This is a genomic window from Cupriavidus sp. GW822-FHT06G04 (assembly GCF_058799075.1).
Genome location: NZ_JBXALD010000002.1, coordinates 665938 through 683883, shown reverse-complemented (window position 1 = coordinate 683883; position 17946 = coordinate 665938). Strand labels below are relative to the sequence as shown.

At 64.3% G+C, this 17946-nt stretch carries 14 protein-coding genes; 13 read left to right on the top strand and 1 reads right to left on the bottom strand.

The genetic code is table 11. The features are described 5' to 3' along the window. The first annotated feature begins 14 nt into the window (after positions 1–14). The 11 genes from mraY to lpxC all read left to right on the top strand — a co-directional run bounded on the left by mraY (position 15) and on the right by lpxC (position 13191). Positions 15–1184 carry a phospho-N-acetylmuramoyl-pentapeptide-transferase gene (gene mraY, locus AC1RKI_RS07165; RefSeq protein ID WP_061955266.1) on the top strand — a complete coding sequence of 390 codons (1170 nt, stop codon included), beginning with the start codon at positions 15–17 and terminating at the stop codon, positions 1182–1184. 48 nt (positions 1185–1232) lie between these two features. Beyond that, positions 1233–2744, top strand: a complete 1512-nt coding sequence (gene murD, locus AC1RKI_RS07160; RefSeq protein WP_492794365.1) for a UDP-N-acetylmuramoyl-L-alanine--D-glutamate ligase — start codon at positions 1233–1235, stop codon at positions 2742–2744. Then, entirely contained in the window at positions 2741–3982 is a 1242-nt protein-coding gene (gene ftsW, locus AC1RKI_RS07155) for a putative lipid II flippase FtsW (RefSeq protein ID WP_061955270.1), read from the top strand. The genes murD and ftsW overlap by 4 nt, the downstream gene beginning before the upstream one ends. Positions 3983–4207: 225 nt before the next feature. Beyond that, complete coding sequence (gene murG, locus AC1RKI_RS07150) at positions 4208–5278, top strand: undecaprenyldiphospho-muramoylpentapeptide beta-N-acetylglucosaminyltransferase (RefSeq protein ID WP_150979511.1); 1071 nt, start codon at positions 4208–4210, stop codon at positions 5276–5278. Between the two features lie 10 nt (positions 5279–5288). Further along, on the top strand, positions 5289–6704 hold the full coding sequence (murC, locus tag AC1RKI_RS07145) for a UDP-N-acetylmuramate--L-alanine ligase (protein ID WP_061955273.1): 1416 nt from the start codon (positions 5289–5291) through the stop codon (positions 6702–6704). After that, positions 6701–7684 carry a D-alanine--D-alanine ligase gene (locus AC1RKI_RS07140; RefSeq protein ID WP_492794368.1) on the top strand — a complete coding sequence of 328 codons (984 nt, stop codon included), beginning with the start codon at positions 6701–6703 and terminating at the stop codon, positions 7682–7684. Before murC ends, AC1RKI_RS07140 begins: the two co-directional genes overlap by 4 nt. A gap of 37 nt (positions 7685–7721) precedes the next feature. Continuing rightward, positions 7722–8612, top strand: a complete 891-nt coding sequence (locus tag AC1RKI_RS07135) for a cell division protein FtsQ/DivIB (RefSeq protein ID WP_061955277.1) — start codon at positions 7722–7724, stop codon at positions 8610–8612. Then, complete coding sequence (gene ftsA, locus AC1RKI_RS07130; protein ID WP_061955279.1) at positions 8609–9841, top strand: cell division protein FtsA; 1233 nt, start codon at positions 8609–8611, stop codon at positions 9839–9841. Before AC1RKI_RS07135 ends, ftsA begins: the two co-directional genes overlap by 4 nt. Positions 9842–10029: 188 nt before the next feature. Then, complete coding sequence (gene ftsZ, locus AC1RKI_RS07125) at positions 10030–11220, top strand: cell division protein FtsZ (RefSeq protein ID WP_061955281.1); 1191 nt, start codon at positions 10030–10032, stop codon at positions 11218–11220. A 394-nt stretch (positions 11221–11614) separates the two neighbouring features. Further along, positions 11615–12121: a peroxiredoxin gene (locus tag AC1RKI_RS07120; RefSeq protein ID WP_061955283.1), complete on the top strand. Its 507-nt coding sequence runs from the start codon at positions 11615–11617 to the stop codon at positions 12119–12121. A gap of 152 nt (positions 12122–12273) precedes the next feature. After that, a complete protein-coding gene (lpxC, locus tag AC1RKI_RS07115) occupies positions 12274–13191 on the top strand; it encodes a UDP-3-O-acyl-N-acetylglucosamine deacetylase (RefSeq protein ID WP_061955286.1) in 918 nt (305 codons plus the stop codon). A 118-nt stretch (positions 13192–13309) separates the two neighbouring features. On the opposite strand, the gene AC1RKI_RS07110 is transcribed toward lpxC, so the two are convergent. Continuing rightward, entirely contained in the window at positions 13310–13813 is a 504-nt protein-coding gene (locus AC1RKI_RS07110) for a DciA family protein (RefSeq protein WP_061955288.1), read from the bottom strand. A 106-nt stretch (positions 13814–13919) separates the two neighbouring features. On the opposite strand from AC1RKI_RS07110, the gene AC1RKI_RS07105 reads away from it, so the two are divergent. Together AC1RKI_RS07105 and secA are read left to right on the top strand one after the other, a co-directional pair. Further along, positions 13920–14852, top strand: a complete 933-nt coding sequence (locus AC1RKI_RS07105; RefSeq protein WP_061955290.1) for a M23 family metallopeptidase — start codon at positions 13920–13922, stop codon at positions 14850–14852. Between the two features lie 253 nt (positions 14853–15105). After that, a complete protein-coding gene (gene secA, locus AC1RKI_RS07100) occupies positions 15106–17898 on the top strand; it encodes a preprotein translocase subunit SecA (RefSeq protein WP_061955292.1) in 2793 nt (930 codons plus the stop codon). Positions 17899–17946 lie beyond the last annotated feature (48 nt).

Sequence of the window (17946 nt, the reverse complement as noted above, 5' to 3'; positions counted from 1 at the left end):
GAATAAGACAAACGATGTTATTGGCACTGGCCCAGTGGCTGCAAAACGATTACAGCTTCCTGCGGGTCGTCAACTATCTGACTTTCCGCGCGGTGATGGCCAACCTCACCGCGCTGGTGATCGGCCTGGGTTTCGGGCCGTGGGTGATCCGTCGCCTGACGGAGCTCAAGATCGGGCAGGCCGTGCGTACGATCGGTCCGCAGACCCATCTGGTCAAATCGGGCACGCCCACCATGGGCGGTGTGCTTGTGCTGATCTCGATCGCCATCTCCACGTTGCTGTGGTGTGACTGGGGCAACCGTTTCATCTGGGTGGTGCTGCTGGTCACCCTCGGCTATGGCGCGATCGGCTGGGTCGATGACTATCGCAAGGTCGTGTATCGCGATCCGCGCGGCATGTCGAGCCGCGAGAAATTTTTCTGGCAGACGCTGATCGGCCTGATCGCGGCGGTTTATCTGGCGTTCTCAGTGTCCGAGGCCAGCAACGTGCGGGTATGGAGCCTGTTCCTCGGCTGGATCGAGGGCGGCATGTTTGCCGACGTGCCTTACAAGACCAACCTGATCGTTCCGTTCTTCAAGGAAATCAGCTACCCGCTGGGCGTGACCGGTTTCATCGTCCTCACGTACCTGGTCATCGTGGGATCGAGCAACGCGGTGAACCTGACCGATGGCCTCGACGGCCTGGTGATCATGCCCGTGGTGCTGGTGGGCGGCGGCCTCGGCGTATTCGCCTACGTGATGGGCAGTTCGGTCTACAGCAAATACCTGCTGTTTCCCCATATCCCGGGGGCGGGCGAGCTGCTGATCTTCTGTTCCGCGATGGCGGGGGCCGGGCTGGCATTCCTTTGGTTCAACGCCCATCCGGCGCGCGTGTTCATGGGCGATGTCGGCGCACTGGCACTGGGCGGCGCGCTTGGCACCATCGCCGTGATCGTGCGCCAGGAAATCGTGCTGTTCGTGATGGGCGGCATTTTCGTGGTCGAAACGCTGTCGGTGATGCTGCAGGTCACGTGGTTCAAATTTACGAAGAAGCGCTATGGCGAAGGCCGGCGCTTGTTCCGCATGGCGCCGCTGCATCACCATTTTGAACTCGGCGGCTGGAAGGAAACGCAGGTCACCGTGCGCTTCTGGATCATCACCATGCTGCTCGTGTTGATCGGGCTGTCGTCGCTGAAACTGCGCTGAGCTGCGCGGCATTGAATAACTGACGGACTCTGAAGGCAGGAAATCGAAGTGTTTGGCGTGTTGCAAAAACCTCATGTGCTGGTACTTGGCCTCGGCGAATCGGGGCTGGCCATGGCGCGTTGGTGCGGCCTGAACGGCTGCCGCGTGCGTGTGGCCGACACACGCGAGGCGCCCGCCAATCTTGCGCTGCTGCAGTCCGAGCTTGCCACCGCGCAGTTTGCCGGCGGCCCGTTTGCCGAAGGATTGCTCGACGACATCGGCCTGGTGGCGATCAGCCCCGGCCTGTCGCCGCTCGAAGCCGGCACCAGCGCGCTGCTGGCAGCGGCGCGCGCGCGCGGCATCCCGGTCTGGGGCGAAATCGAACTGTTCGCGCAGGCGCTGGGCTATCTGGAGGCCACCTCGGGGTACGCGCCCGCCGTGCTGGCGATCACCGGCACCAACGGCAAGACCACCACCACCGCGCTGACCGGCCGGCTGATCGAGCGCGCCGGCAAGAGCGTCGGGGTGGCCGGCAATATCAGCCCGTCCGCGCTGGACAAGCTCTCGGCGTGCATCGCCAGCGCCACGCTGCCAGACGTGTGGGTGCTGGAACTGTCGAGCTTTCAGCTTGAATACACGTTTTCGCTGGCGCCGCATGCGGCGACGGTGCTCAATATCTCGCAGGATCACCTCGACTGGCACGGCAGCATGGAAGCCTATGCCGCCGCCAAGGCACGCATCTTCGGCCCGGTCGGCAAAGGGTGCGTGCAGGTACTGAATCGCCAGGACCGCCTCACGCTCGATATGGCGCGCCAGGGAGCGACGCTGGTCACGTTCGGCACCGATTTGCCTGAAACGCCGGGCAGCTACGGCGTCCTGCGCGAAGGCGGCATGCCGTGGATCGTACTGGCCGAGCCGGACACCGAATCCGACAGCGAACCGAAACCGCGCCGCCGCAAGAAGGACGAGGTCGTGGACCAGGCGGTGCCGGTGCGGCACAAGCGCCTGATGCCGGCCGACGCCCTGCATATCCGCGGCATGCACAACGCCACCAACGCGATGGCCGCGCTGGCGCTGTGCCGCGCCATCGACCTGCCGATGAATGCGTTGCTGCACGGGCTGCGCGAGTACCGCGGCGAACCGCATCGCGTGGAATGGGTGGCGACGATCGACGAGGTCGAGTACTTCGACGACAGCAAGGGCACCAATGTCGGCGCGACCGTGGCCGCGTTGAACGGCCTGGACAAGCGCGTGGTGCTGATCGCCGGCGGAGAAGGCAAGGGACAGGATTTCTCGCCGCTGGCGGCACCGGTCGCGCAATATGCGCGCGCCGTGGTGCTGATCGGCAAGGACGCCGGCGCGATCCGCGCGGCGCTGGCTGGCTGCGATGCGCCGATCGTCGACGCGCAGTCGCTCGATGAAGCGGTGGAGAAATCGGCCAGTCTGGCGCAAGCCGGCGATGTCGTACTGCTGTCGCCGGCTTGCGCCAGCCTCGACATGTTCCGCAACTATGTCCATCGCGCGCAGGTGTTCCGCGGCGCGGTGGAAGAACTGGCCCTGTCCCGGGGGATCATGCCATGAGCGAATCGCAGGTCAAGCGCAGCGGATTCATCGGCGCCACCATCGGCAACGCCTGGGGTGGACTGCGCGACGCCGTGTCGGGCGTCAAGCCGACACGGTCGCGCATGATGGAATACGACCAGCCGCTGCTGTGGGTGGCGATCGTGCTGCTGACGTTTGGCCTGGTGATGGTCTACTCGGCGTCGATCGCGCTGCCCGATTCGCCGCGCTACGCCAACTACCGCGAGGCGCATTTCCTGGTGCGCCACGCCTTCGCGCTGTTCATCGGCCTGTCGATGGGCCTGGTGGCGTTCCAGATTCCGGTCAAGGTGTGGGACAAATACGCGCCCAAGCTGTTCGTCATCTCGCTGATCCTGCTCGTCATCGTGCTGGTGCCGTTCGTCGGCAAGGGCGTGAACGGCGCCCGGCGCTGGATTCCGCTCGGCGTCATGAACTTCCAGCCGTCGGAACTGATGAAGCTGGCCGTGGTGCTCTACGCGGCCAACTACACGGTGCGCAAGCAGGAATGGATGCAGACGGTGTCCAAGGGTTTCCTGCCGATGGGCGTCGCGGTGGTGGTGGTTGGCATGCTGCTGCTGCTGGAGCCAGACATGGGCGCGTTCCTGGTGATCGCCGCCGTGGCCATGGGCATCCTGTTCCTGGGCGGCATCAACGGCAAGCTGTTTGCGGGCCTGGTGGGCGTGGCGGTGGGCGCGTTCGGCCTGCTGATCACCGCATCGCCGTGGCGTCGGGAGCGGATCTTTGCGTACCTCAATCCCTGGGAAGAGAGCAACGCCCTGGGCAAGGCCTATCAGCTTACCCACTCGCTGATCGCCTTCGGTCGCGGCGAATGGACGGGCGTCGGCCTGGGCGGCAGCATCGAAAAGCTGCACTACCTGCCCGAAGCCCACACCGACTTCATCCTCGCGGTGATCGGCGAGGAATTCGGGTTTGTCGGCGTGCTCGTGATGATCGTGCTGTTCTACTGGCTGGTGCGACGCTGCTTCAACATCGGCCGCACCGCGCTGCAGCTGGACCGCACGTTCGCCGGCCTGGTGGCCAAGGGCATGGGCGTGTGGATCGGCTGGCAGACCTTCATCAACATGGGCGTGAATCTGGGCCTGCTGCCGACCAAGGGCCTGACGCTGCCGCTGGTGAGCTACGGCGGCTCCGGCATCTTGATGAACTGCGTGGGCCTGGCCATTGTGCTGCGGATCGATTATGAAAATCGCGTGCTGATGCGCGGAGGGAAGGTATGACCGCAGCGCATCTCAGCACGCGATTTCGGCGAAGGCTAACTTCCTGCGCGAGCAGGAAGTTAAGCGCAGCGGCCGGAGCCAAAATCCTTCTACCGATGCGCGGAGGCAAGGTATGACCGCAGCGCATCAGCACGCGATTTCGGCGAAGGCTAACTTCCTGCGCGAGCAGGAAGTTAAGCGCAGCGGCCGGAGCCAAAATCCTTTTTCGATGCGCGGAGGCAAGGTATGAGCGCGCGCACGCTGCTTGTCATGGCGGGCGGTACTGGCGGCCACGTGTTTCCGGGGCTGGCGGTGGCGCGCGCGTTGCGTGACGAAGGCTGGCGTGTGGTCTGGCTGGGAAATCGCGCGGGCATGGAAGCCACGCTGGTGCCAAAGCACGATATTCCGATGGAATACATCCAGTTTGGCGGACTGCGCGGCAAGGGCCTTGTGACCAAGCTGTTGTTGCCGCTGAACCTGTTGCGCGCGTTCTGGCAAAGCCTCGGTGCGCTGCGCCGCGTCAAGCCGGACGTCGTGCTTGGCATGGGTGGATACATCACGTTCCCGGCGGGGATGATGGCGTCGCTGCTGGGCCGGCCGCTGGTGCTGCACGAACAGAACTCGATTGCCGGACTGGCCAACAAGGTGCTGGCGAAGGTCGCGGATCGCGTGCTCTGCGCGTTCCCCGATGCCCTGCCGCACAGCGAGTGGACTGGCAACCCGGTGCGCGCGGAACTGGCTGACATGCCGGCGCCCGAGTCGCGCTACGACCATCGCACCGGGCCGCTGCGGATTCTGGTGGTCGGCGGCAGTCTCGGCGCCGCAGCCTTGAACGACGTGGTGCCCAAGGCGCTGGCGAAGTTGCCCGAAGCGCAGCGGCCGTCGGTCAAACACCAGGCCGGCGCCAAGCAGATCGACCAACTGCGTGCCAACTATGCCGCCGCCGGCGTGGCCGGCGAGACGGTGCCGTTTATCGACGACATGGCGGCGGCCTATGCCGACGCCGATCTGGTGATCTGCCGCGCCGGCGCGATGACGGTGTCGGAAGTCGCCGCCGCGGGTGTGGCCGCGTTGTTCGTGCCGTTTCCGCACGCGGTGGACGATCACCAGACCACCAACGCAAAGTTCCTGTCGAAGCAGGGCGCGGCCCTGCTGGTGCCGCAAAACGAATTGAGCGCGGAAGGCCTGGCGAAAACCATCGCCGGCCTGTCGCGCGAGCAACTGAAGGACATGGCGCGCGCTGCGCGCAGCCTGGCCAAACCGGAGGCAACCCGGCGCGTCGCCGAGATTTGCCGCCAGATGGCGGGTGACAAGTGAAACGAATTCAATGAAGCATATCGTCAAGAACATCCACTTCGTAGGCATTGGCGGCGCCGGCATGAGCGGTATCGCCGAAGTCCTGCTGAACCTGGGCTACAAGGTCTCGGGCTCCGACATGGGCAGCAACGCTGCCACGCGGCGCCTGACCTCGCTCGGCGCCCGGGTGGCGCACGGGCACGACGCCGCCAACGTGGAAGGCGCCAACGCCGTGGTGGTATCCACCGCGGTGACCAACGACAACCCCGAAGTGCTGGCCGCGCGCGCCAAGCGCATTCCCGTGGTGCCGCGCGCCGTGATGCTGGCCGAACTGATGCGCCTGAAGCAGGGTGTCGCCATCGCCGGCACGCACGGCAAGACCACCACCACGAGCCTGGTGGCGTCCGTGCTGGCCGAAGGCGGGCTCGATCCGACCTTCGTGATCGGCGGCCGCCTCAATTCCGCGGGCGCCAACGCGCGCCTGGGCACTGGCGACTTTATCGTGGCCGAAGCCGATGAATCGGATGCGTCGTTCCTGAACCTGTTTCCGGTGATGGAAGTCATCACCAACATCGACGCCGACCACATGGACACCTACGGGCACGACTTTGCCCGTCTGAAGCAGGCGTTCGTGGAGTTCACGCAGCGTCTGCCGTTCTACGGCATTGCCGTGCTGTGCGTCGACGATCCGAACGTGCGCGAGATCCTGCCGTTCGTCTCCAAGCCAGTGGTGCGCTACGGCTTTGCCGAAGACGCGCAGATCCGCGCGATTAATGCGCGCGCCGTCGATGGCCAGATGCATTTCACCGTGCTGCGTCAGCTGAACGGCCATGCCGAGCCGCCGCTCGACATCGTGCTGAACCTGCCCGGCCTGCACAACGTGCAGAACGCGCTCGCAGCCATCGCCATCGCCACCGAACTCGAAGTGCCGGACGCATCGATCGTCAAGGCGCTGCGCGAGTTCCACGGCGTGGGCCGCCGCTTCCAGCGCTATGGCGAGGTGGCAACGCCCGACGGCACCGGCACGTTCACGCTGGTGGACGACTACGGCCACCATCCCGTCGAAATGGCCGCCACACTGGCCGCCGCGCGCGGCGCTTTCCCGGACCGCCGGCTGGTGCTGGCGTTCCAGCCGCACCGCTTTACCCGCACGCGCGACTGCTTCGAGGATTTCGTCAAGGTACTGGGCACGGTGGACGCGCTGCTGCTGGCCGAAGTCTATGCCGCGGGCGAGGCGCCCATCGTGGCCGCGGACGGCCGGGCGTTGACCCGGGCGCTGCGCGTGGCCAACAAGGTAGAACCCGTTTTTGTCGAGCAGATCGAAGATATGCCGCAGTCGATCCTGAATGCCGTGCGACCTGGCGATGTGGTCGTGACAATGGGCGCCGGTACGATCGGCGCTGTCCCGGGACAGCTGGTCTCGCATCAGACGGGAGGTCAGCAATGAGCTTCGTGGCCCATCCCAATATCGATCCGAAATCGCTGGGCAAGGTTGGCGTGCTGCTGGGCGGCCGCTCCGCCGAGCGCGAGATCTCTCTGATGTCAGGCAACGGCGTGCTGGCCGCGTTGAAGTCGCGCGGCGTCGACGCACATCCGTTCGATCCGGCGCTGCAGTCCGTCGCCGAGCTCGCCGCGGCGAAGTTCGACCGCGTATTCATCGCGCTGCACGGCCGCTATGGCGAGGACGGCACGATGCAGGGGCTGCTCGAACAACTGGGCGTGCCGTACACCGGCAGCGGCGTGCTGGCGTCCGCGCTGGCCATGGACAAGCAGGCTACCAAGCGCTTGTGGACCACGCACGGCCTGGCCACGCCGCGCTTTGCGATGTTGCAGGCGGGCACCGATTTCGACACCGTGGTGCGCGACTTGGGGCTGCCGCTGATCGTTAAGCCGGCGCGCGAAGGGTCCTCGATCGGCCTGACCAAGGTCACCGCCGCAGACCAGATGCGCGAGGCATTCGAGAAGGCGGCAGCGCTCGATGCGGACGTCATCGCCGAGACGTTTATCGACGGCGCGGAGCTGACTTGCCCGGTTGTGGGCGAGGGCGCAACCGCCGAAGCGCTACCGGTCATCAAAATTGTCGCGCCCGAGTCGAACTACGACTATCAAAATAAGTACTTTACTGACGATACCCAATACCTGTGCCCCTCGACTTTGCCCGAAGCACTTGAGAACGAAGTGCGCGCGCTGGCCGTCGAAGCATTCCGCGTGCTGGGTTGCCGGGGCTGGGCCCGCGCGGACGTGATGCTGACGCGCGACGGCAAGCCCTATTTGCTCGAAATGAATACGTCGCCTGGCATGACCGGCCATTCGCTGGTGCCGATGGCCGCGCGCGCGCAGGGCATCAGCTATGAGGACTTCGTCATGCAGGTGCTTGCGCTCGCCACGCTGGACCTGCATCCGAACGAGCACTGGAAACCCGAATAACCGCATTACCAACCGGCTTATCGCCTGACCGAAAACCATGTGGCAAAACGCGCGCCTGCTTAACCTGATCGCCTCAGCGCTTTACGCGCTGGTGGCGCTCATGGCGCTTGGCGCTGGCCTGTTGTGGCTGGCGCAACGGCCAGTGTTTGCCATCACCCACGTGGAACTGACAGCGATGGGCGGCGGGCCGCTGCGCCATGTGAACGCGCCGAGCGTACGTGCCAATGCGCTGGGCAAGCTGTCGGGCAATTTCTTCACGCTCGACCTCAATACCGCGCGGCAGGCGTTCGAATCGGTGCCCTGGGTGCGCCACGCGAGCGTGCGGCGCGAGTGGCCCAATGGTCTGGCGGTGCAGGTCGAGGAACACGAGGCGCTGGGCACCTGGGGTAATGCGGACAGCGGCCGGCTGATCAACACCTACGGCGAAGTGTTTGTCGCCAATACCGCCGAAGCCGAGGAAGACGCGCAACTGCTGGCGCTGGATGGCCCGCCCGAGAGCGAGGAGGACGTCGTCGAGAAGCTCGAGACCATGCGCGACTGGTTCAAGCCGCTGAAGCTCGAACCACTCGCGGTGGCCCTGTCGGGCCGCTATGCGTGGCGCGCCAAGCTGTCCAACGGCATGGTGGTCGAATTTGGCCGCGAGCAGAACGACGAGGACCGCGCGGCCATGGAAGCGCGGGTCAAGCGTTTCGTGGCGTCGTGGCCGCAGCTCACTGAGCAGTGGGGCAAGCAGATCGACTATGCCGATCTGCGCTACCCGAACGGCTTTGCGATCCGCACGGCCAGCGTGCGCTTTTTGACGGATGCACAGGCGGCCGCAGCGGCCAAGGCAGCCGCCAAGGCGGCAGCCCCCCAGGCGGCTTCGGCCGGTAACACCAATAACAATCCGACGCGACTCAAGAGTAAGAACGCGGAGAAAACTCGATGAGCAAGGAATACAAGGACCTGTTGGTCGGTCTCGACATTGGCACCTCCAAGGTGGCCGCGGTGGTGGCGGAATTGCGCCCCGACGGCAGCTACGAGGTGATCGGGATGGGCCAGTCCGAGTCCAAGGGTTTGAAGAAGGGGGTCGTGGTCAACATCGAAGCCACCGTTCAGTCGATCCAGCGCGCGCTGGAAGAGGCCGAACTGATGGCCGATTGCAAGATCGCCGAGGTCTTCACCGGTATCGCCGGCAGCCATATCCGCAGCTTCAATTCCAGCGGCATGGTGGCGATCAAGGACAAGGAGGTCACGCAAACCGACGTGGCGCGCGTGATCGAGACCGCCAAGGCGGTGAACATCCCGACGGACCAGCAGATCCTGCACATCCTGACGCAGGAATTCATCATCGACGGCCAGGAAGATGTGCGCGAGCCGATCGGCATGAGCGGCATCCGCCTGGAAGTGAAGGTGCATATCGTGACCGGCGCGGTCAGCGCGGCCCAGAACATCGTCAAGTGCGTGCGCCGTTGCGGCCTGGAAGTGCATGACCTGATCCTGCAGCCGCTGGCGTCCAGCCTGGCGGTGCTGACCGAAGACGAGAAGGAACTGGGTGTGGTGCTGGTCGATATCGGCGGCGGCACGACCGACATCGCGATCTTCAGCGAGGGCGCGATCCGGCACACGGCCGTGATCCCCATTGCCGGCGACCAGATCACCAACGACATCGCCATGGCGCTGCGCACGCCGACGCCCGACGCCGAGGACATCAAGATGCAGTACGGCATCGCCAAGCAGGCCATCGCCGATCCGGAAGACATGATCGAGGTGCCCGGCGTGGGCGACCGCGGCACCCGCACGTTGAGCCGCCAGGCGCTGGCGGCCGTGATCGAGCCGCGTATCGAGGAACTTTACTCGCTGGTGCACCAGGTGGTGCGCGAGTCCGGCTATGAAGAACTGTTGTCGTCGGGCGTGGTGATCACCGGCGGCACGGCGATGATGCCCGGCATGGTGGAACTGGGCGAGGACATCTTCCTGAAGCCTGTGCGCGTGGGCGTGCCCGAATACCGCGGCAATCTGCACGAAGTGGTGAAGAGCCCGCGCTATTCGACCGTGATGGGACTGCTGCAGGAAGGTTGCGTACAACGCATGCGGGGCCGCAAGGTGGCCGTGCAGAGCGGGCAGGTCAAGCAGGTGTGGACACGCATGAAGGAATGGTTTGTCGGCAACTTCTGATGCCGATGCGTGTCAGGAAAGTTTCCGCGTTTCGATCCACCGCATGGAGCGATACGGGTCGCGGCGCATCGAGCAAGGTTGTTCCAGTTTTTTTGGCTAGTGGTTCTTTGAAGGTTTCTTGTTCAGGAACCAAGGGTTGCGGCGGGGAGGCCGCAGCGTTTGGGGACTGATTTTTCTCGGAGGCAGTGATGGACTTTGACATGATCGAAACGGAGATTCAGGACGGCACCATCATCAAGGTGGTGGGCGTGGGCGGTGCTGGCGGCAATGCCGTGCAGCACATGATCAGCCGCGGTGTGCAGGGTGTGGAGTTCATTTGCATGAACACCGATGCCCAGGCGCTGAAGCGGTCGACGGCTTCGCGCGTTCTGCAACTCGGCAATTCGGGTCTGGGCGCCGGCGCCAAGCCGGAAGTGGGTCGCAATTGCGCAGAGCAGGCACGCGAGCAGATCGCCGATGCGCTGCGCGGCGCGCACATGGTTTTCATCACTGCCGGCATGGGCGGCGGCACCGGTACGGGCGCGGCCCCGATCGTGGCGCAGGTGGCCAAGGAGATGGGCATCCTGACCGTCGGCGTGGTCAGCAAGCCGTTCGACTTCGAAGGCGCCCGCCGCGCCAAGGTTGCCGAACATGGTTCGGGCGAGCTGGAATCGTCGGTCGATTCGCTGATCGTTGTGCTCAACGAGAAGCTGTTCGAAGTGATGGGCGACGATGCCGAGATGGACAAGTGCTTCCAGTGCGCCGACGACGTGCTGCATAACGCGGTGGCCGGCATCGCCGAAATCATCAATGTCGACGGTCTGGTGAACGTCGACTTCGAAGACGTGAAGACGGTGATGGGCGAGCAGGGCAAGGCGATGATGGGCACGGCAACCGTGTCCGGCGTCGACCGCGCCCGTCTGGCCGCGGAACAGGCAGTGGCCAGCCCGCTGCTGGAAGGCGTCGATCTGTCCGGTGCGCGCGGCGTGCTGGTCAACATCACGGCAAGCCGCTCGCTCAAGCTGTCGGAAACCAAGGAAGTCATGAACACGATCCGCAGCTATGCCGCGGAAGACGCGACCGTGATTTTCGGTACGGTGTACGACGATTCGATGGGCGACGCGCTGCGCGTGACGGTGGTGGCGACTGGCCTGGGCCGTTCGGCCAAGAAGCAGCAGCCGATGACGTTGCTCAAGACCGGTACGGACAATATCCCCGTGCAGATGATGGCTGGCCTGACCGCCGCGCCGTCGCATGCGTCGCCGGACTACAGCAACCTGGATACGCCCGCCGTGTGGCGCAGCTCGCGTGAGTCGGCATCGGCCCACGTGGCAGCATTGCAGGAAAAGGGTGTGGATACGTACGACATTCCGGCCTTCCTGCGCAAGCAGGCAGACTGAGTTGGCTTCCGGCAGGGCGGCGGCAGTGGCCGTGCGCCTGGCAGGTTGTTGGCGGTCCTTCCCGCGTCGCCCGAGCGCTCCCTATCCGCTCGACGATCGCCTGGACTGACGCAACTCGTCAGCGCGCCCGGCTGCGCCGCACCCGCGCCGCATGTCGTCCATCGCATCCCGTTGCCGGGAAAGGCGGGCCATCGGCCGCCTCCCCGGACTGCTTTCCCGCGCACCGGCGGCGGGATGCCATCGTCCGCGCGGCGCGTCCAACCGACGCGCCGCGCGGCCTTTTCAGCAAGGTGTTTCCCCTGCACCTGGAGCGCGCCATGGCGCTTCACGCTTGGTGGATGATCGCATCCGCCCCTATGATGCAGGCAGGGTTTTCCCCACAGGATCTAATACCATGATCGCCGTTGGCCAACGCGTCCCGGACGCGACGTTGTACGAATTTTTCGAAACCGAGTCCGGCGGCTGCGCGCTGGGACCCAACGCCTTTTCCGTGGCTGAACTGGTCAAGGGCAAGAAAATCGTGGTGTTTGGCCTGCCCGGCGCATTCACGCCGACCTGCTCGGCCAAGCATGTTCCGGGATTCGTCCAGGCGCACGACCAACTGCGCGCGGCCGGCGTGGATGAAGTATGGTGTCATGCGGTCAACGACGCCTTCGTCATGGGCGCGTGGGCACGCGATCAACAGACTGGCGACAAGGTCCGGATGATGGCCGACGGCGCGGCGCAATGGGCCAGGGCGCTGGGCGTCGATCAGGATCTGAGCCAGCGCGGACTGGGCGTTCGCGCAAAGCGCTACGCGATGATCGTCGAGGACGGCGTGGTGAAACATCTGGCCGTCGAGGCGCCCGGTGAATTCAAGGTCAGCAGCGCGGAAGCTGTATTGGAAGCGTTGCGCTCCTGATACGAACGCGCAAATATTGTGGCGTTTAGTTATCTTTGACGGCGTTGCCTAACACTCGGAAACAATGTGGTGCGTCGCAATATACCGAGTGATGGTAGTATCGCATTATTAGAATTTACGCCCAATAGCTTTTTATAATAGTTGAGGCCGTCATGCTCAAACAGCGCACTATCAAATCCCTGGTGAAGACGGTTGGCATTGGTTTGCACTCGGGTCGAAAAGTGACGCTGTCGCTGAGGCCCGCTCCCGCCGATGCCGGCATCGTCTTTACCCGCGTCGACCTGCCCGAGCCGGTGGAAATCCCGGTGGCCGCGTCGGCAATCGGCGATACCCGCCTGGCTTCGGTGCTGCAGAAGAATGGTGCACGTGTCTCCACCGTGGAGCACTTAATGTCGGCTTGCGCCGGGCTTGGCATCGACAATCTTTATGTGGACGTCGATGCCGAGGAAATCCCGATCATGGACGGCAGTGCCGCCTCGTTCGTGTTCCTGCTGCAATCGGCCGGTATCGAAGAGCAATCGGCCGCCAAGCGCTTCATCCGCGTGAAGAAAGCCGTGGAAGTCCGCGAAGGCGACAAGCTGGCGCGGCTGGAGCCGTTCTTTGGCTTCAAGCTCGCCTTTACGATTGACTTCCGTCATCCCGCAGTCGACAAGACTGGGCAGACGTTTTCGATCGACTTCGCCGACACGAGCTACGTGCGCGAGATCGCCCGCGCCCGCACTTTCGGTTTTGCCCATGAGGTGGAAGCGTTGCGCGAGATGGGCCTGGCGCGTGGCGGCAGCCTGGACAACGCCATCGTGCTCGACGAGCACCGCATGCTCAACAATGAGGAACTGCGCTACGGCGACGAGTTCGTCCGCCACAAGATCCTGGATGCGATCGGCGACCTGTACGTGGTCGGCCATCCGCTGATCGGTTCGTATATTGCGCACAAGTCGGGCCACGGCCTGAACAACCAACTGTTGCGCGCGCTGCTGGCGGACCAGGAAGCCTATGAGTTTGTGACCTTCGATAAGGTCGAGGAAGCACCGACCGCTTTCCTGCCGCAGGTGCAGCCAGCCTTCGCCTGACCGCCGCCCGGCCTTCGGGCTGCTGCAAGAAAAAAACCCCGCAATCGTAAGAATGCGGGGTTTTTGCTTGGGAGAGCCCGACTTTGCGTGGGCCAGGGCGTGCGATGTCGACGCCGGTCTAGCGGTGCCGCGACAGCAGCGTCTGCAGCGCGTCCTTCAGCGGCGATTCGGGCAGGCTGCGCGCCAGCGCGTCCATGCTCTGCAGGCCGTTAGAGGGAATATTTGCGGTGCGCGGCTTGCGCTCGACGGGGCCGACGTCCCAATCGGCGCGCCCAACCTCCGGTTGTACCCGCACACGGATTGCAGTAACCTGCGAGCCGCGTTGCTGCAGCCTTGAAAGCAAGGTCGGCACCACTTGCCGGACGCGGGCGGCCGCCGCGCCATGTGCGGCCAGCAAGAGCAAAGTCTGCTCCGCCTGAGGTCCCCGGGTGTCGGTCTTCACGCCTGCCACGGCAATGCCGGCCCGCATGCCCGGCGGCAGCAGCGACAGTACTTCTGCCTCCAGCGATGCCAGTTGCCGCGCCGTCTGCATCAGCGCCGAAACCGGCCCGGCTTTCGTCAGCCAGTCATTGAGCGGCTTGGCGGCGGGTGTCTGGAGGGCATGGTGGGTGAACAAGCGCATGCGCGCATTCTAGCGCGCAATCCTCGCTGTCCGGGCGCGGGGACGTGATGGCCGCATGCGCGTCGGCGCCAACTGGCACCGATCCTGGGAGATTGGGGCAAGTCTCATGCAAATCATCGTTCTGCATCCGCGCGCACCGCGGGTGTTCCGCATGCAATTGACGCGGACACGCGTCGCGCTGCTAGGTCTCGCGCTGTGCCTTCTGGTGGCCGCTGCGTCGTCTGGCCTGACGTGGCTGTTGACCCGTCACAACGCCGCCCCGCAGATTGCCCGCCAGGCGCATGACAACGCATATCTGCGCGAAAACCTTGCGGTGCTGGCCGCGCGCGTGGGCGAGTTGCAGGCGCAGATGGTGCGGCTCGACGCCCTCGGCGAGCGCGTCTCGGGCCTCGCCGGCATTTCGCCGCAGGATTTCGATTTCAGCCGGCTGCCTGCGCGCGGAGGGCCCGCCAGCCCGGCGCTGTCCCGCGAATTGACGCTGCCCGAATTGCGCGCCGAACTGACGCGGCTGGGCGAGCAGGCCGGACACCGCACCGACTATTTCGATGTCATCGAGACGGCTCTGATGGATCGCCAGATGCGCGAGCGGCGCCAGCCGAACGTTGTCCCGGTGGCGACGGGCTACGATGGATCGAGCTTCGGTGCGCGCATCGACCCGTTCACCGGACGGCGCTCCCAGCATGAGGGTGTGGATTTTGTGGCGCCGTCGGGCACGCCGATTCTTGCCGCGGCCGGCGGCGTGGTGGTGGCCGCGGAATGGCACCCCGAGTACGGCAACATGATCGATATCGAGCACGGCGACGGCCTCAAGACGCGCTACGCCCACCTGTCGAAATCGTTGGTGAAAGTGGGCGATCTGTTACGTCCCGGGCAAATGATCGGGCGCGTCGGCAGCACTGGCCGTTCGACCGGCGCCCATCTCCATTTCGAGGTCCATGTGAACGGCATGCCACGCAATCCCGCGACTTTCCTGCGCGCCGCAACCCCGGCGCCGCTCGCGCTGGCGCCGGTCGCCACGGACCGCACCGCCATCCGCTGAGCCGCTGGGCCGTTGGGCCGTCCCTTCGGCGGCGGGCGCCCGGAACATTGAAGATCTTGCCATTGTCCCAACCTGCTGGATTTGCAACTCGGCACTACGGCGAGGCTGTTGCACCTGTGCAGATTCTGTGCTGGCAACAGGTCGGGCCAGCTCATCGGCACATGATAAACTCGGCGTTTCGCGCCAATCTACCCATTCCTCACGCGTGGCCGCACGGTTTCCTACCGGGCGTTCAGGCAGGTGAAAGCACTCGATGATCACGGGCCTTCTCAAGAAAGTCTTCGGCAGCCGCAACGAACGGCTGATCAAACAATATCGGCGCACGGTTGCGCAGATCAACGCGCTGGAGCCGAAGTTCGAAACGCTTTCGGACGACGAACTGCGCGGCATGACCGAGACGTTCCGCCAGCGCCACGCCGGCGGCGAATCGCTCGAGTCGTTGCTGCCCGAAGCATTTGCCGTTTGCCGCGAGGCCAGCAAGCGCGTCATGAAGATGCGCCACTTCGACATGCAGCTGATCGGCGGCATGGTGCTGAACGACAACAAGATTGCCGAAATGCGTACCGGCGAAGGCAAGACGCTGACCGCCACGCTGCCCGTCTATCTCAATGCGCTGACCGGCAAGGGCGTGCATGTGGTGACGGTCAACGATTACCTGGCCCAGCGCGACGCCGAATGGATGGGGCGCCTGTACAACTTCCTGGGTCTGTCGGTGGGCGTGAATCTGTCGCAGATGCCGCACGACCAGAAGCAGGTGGCGTACAACGCGGACATCACCTACGGCACCAATAACGAATTCGGCTTCGACTATCTGCGCGACAACATGGTCTACGACCCGTCGCAACGTGTGCAACGCCCATTGCATTACGCCATCGTCGACGAGGTGGACTCGATCCTGATCGACGAAGCGCGTACGCCGCTGATCATTTCGGGTCAGGCCGAAAACCAGACCGATCTCTATCAGCGCATGAACGGCATTCCGCAACTGCTGGAACGCCAGATCGGCGAGGAAAAGGCCGACGGCACCGGCGTGGAAAAACCGGGCGACTATTACGTCGACGAGAAGGGACACCAGGTCTACCTGACCGAAGCTGGCCACGAAAAGGCCGAGCAGGTGCTGGCGGCCCAGGGTTTGATCGCCGAAGGCGAATCGCTCTATGCGCCGCAGAACATCACGCTGATGCACCACCTGTATGCGGCATTGCGCGCGTACTGCCTGTTCCATCGCGACCAGCACTATGTGGTCCAGAACGACGAAGTGGTCATCGTCGATGAATTCACCGGCCGCCTGATGACCGGCCGCCGCTGGTCCGACGGGCTGCACCAGGCCGTGGAAGCCAAGGAAGGCGTCACCATCCAGCAGGAAAACCAGACGCTGGCGACCATCACGTTCCAGAACTACTTCCGCATGTACGAGAAGCTGGCCGGCATGACCGGCACGGCCGACACGGAAGCGTACGAATTCCAGGAAATCTACGGCCTGGAAGTGGTCGTGATCCCGACCAATCGTCCGGCGCAGCGCAAGGACCTGCAGGATCAGATCTACAAGACCTCGAAAGAGCGCTACGACGCCGTGGTGCGCGACATCCGCGACTGCTACGAGCGCGGCCAGCCGGTGCTGGTCGGCACCACCTCGATCGAGACGTCCGAATATCTGTCGGACCTGCTGAACAAGGAAAAGCTGCCGCACCAGGTGCTGAACGCCAAACAGCACGCGCGTGAAGCGGAGATCGTGGCGCAGGCCGGCCGTCCGAAGATGATCACCATTGCCACCAACATGGCTGGCCGTGGCACCGACATCGTGCTGGGCGGCAACGTCGAGAAGCAGGCCGGCTTTATCGAGGCCGACGCCAGCCTGTCGGACGCAGAGAAGGCGGCCAAGATCGCGCAACTCAAGGACGAATGGCAGTCGCTGCACGAGCAGGTCAAGGCTGCGGGCGGCCTGCATATCGTCGGGACCGAACGCCACGAATCGCGCCGTATCGACAACCAGCTGCGCGGCCGCGCCGGTCGCCAGGGCGATCCGGGCTCGTCGCGCTTCTATCTGTCGCTGGACGACCAGCTGCTGCGCATTTTCGCGGGTGATCGCGTGCGCGCCATCATGGAGCGCCTGAAGATGCCGGAGGGCGAGCCGATCGAGGCGGGTATCGTCACGCGTTCGATCGAATCGGCGCAGCGCAAGGTGGAAGGTCGCAATTTCGACATCCGCAAGCAACTGCTGCAGTACGACGACGTCGCCAACGACCAGCGCAAGGAAATCTACAAGCTCCGTAACGACGTGTTGGAAGCGCAGGATGTGGGCGACATGGTTGCCAATCTGCGCGAAAGCGTGATTGTGGAACTGTTCCGCGAATACGTGCCGGCCGACACCATGGAAGAGCAATGGGATATCGCCGGCCTGGAGCAGCGCCTGCGCGACGACTGGAGCCTGGACGTTCCGCTGGCCAAGACCGTCGAGGCCGCGCAGAGCATCGAAGACGAAGACCTGCTGAACCTGATCCTCAAGACAGCGCGCGAAACCTACGACGCCAAGGTGGCTCAGGTGGGGCGCGAATCGTTTGCCGGCTTCGAGCGCTCGGTCATGCTGCAGAGCATCGACACGCACTGGCGCGAACATCTGGCGGCGCTCGATCACCTGCGTCAGGGCATCCACCTGCGCGGTTATGCGCAGAAGGATCCGAAGCAGGAATACAAGCGCGAATCGTTCGAGTTGTTTGCGCGTCTGCTGGATGTGATCAAGAGCGAAGTCACGCGCGTGGTGTTCAACGTGCAGATCCAGTCGCCAGAGCAACTGGAGCAGGCTTCCGAGCAGATCGAGGAAGGACTGTCGCATCTGGAGAACATTCAGTACAAGCATGACGAATTCGCGGAAGGTGGCGAATCTGTTGAAGACGCAACCGCGCGCCGCAGCACGTCAACCGCGGCGATGGCCGCGATGGGCGGCGCCGACCTCGCGCTGGCCGGCATGCCGAAGGTCGGCCGCAACGATCCTTGCCCGTGCGGATCGGGCAAGAAGTTCAAGCAGTGCCACGGCAAGCTGAGCTGATCACGCCAGCCTGTTGCCCGATGACCGCGCCCATGCCACGCTGAAGCG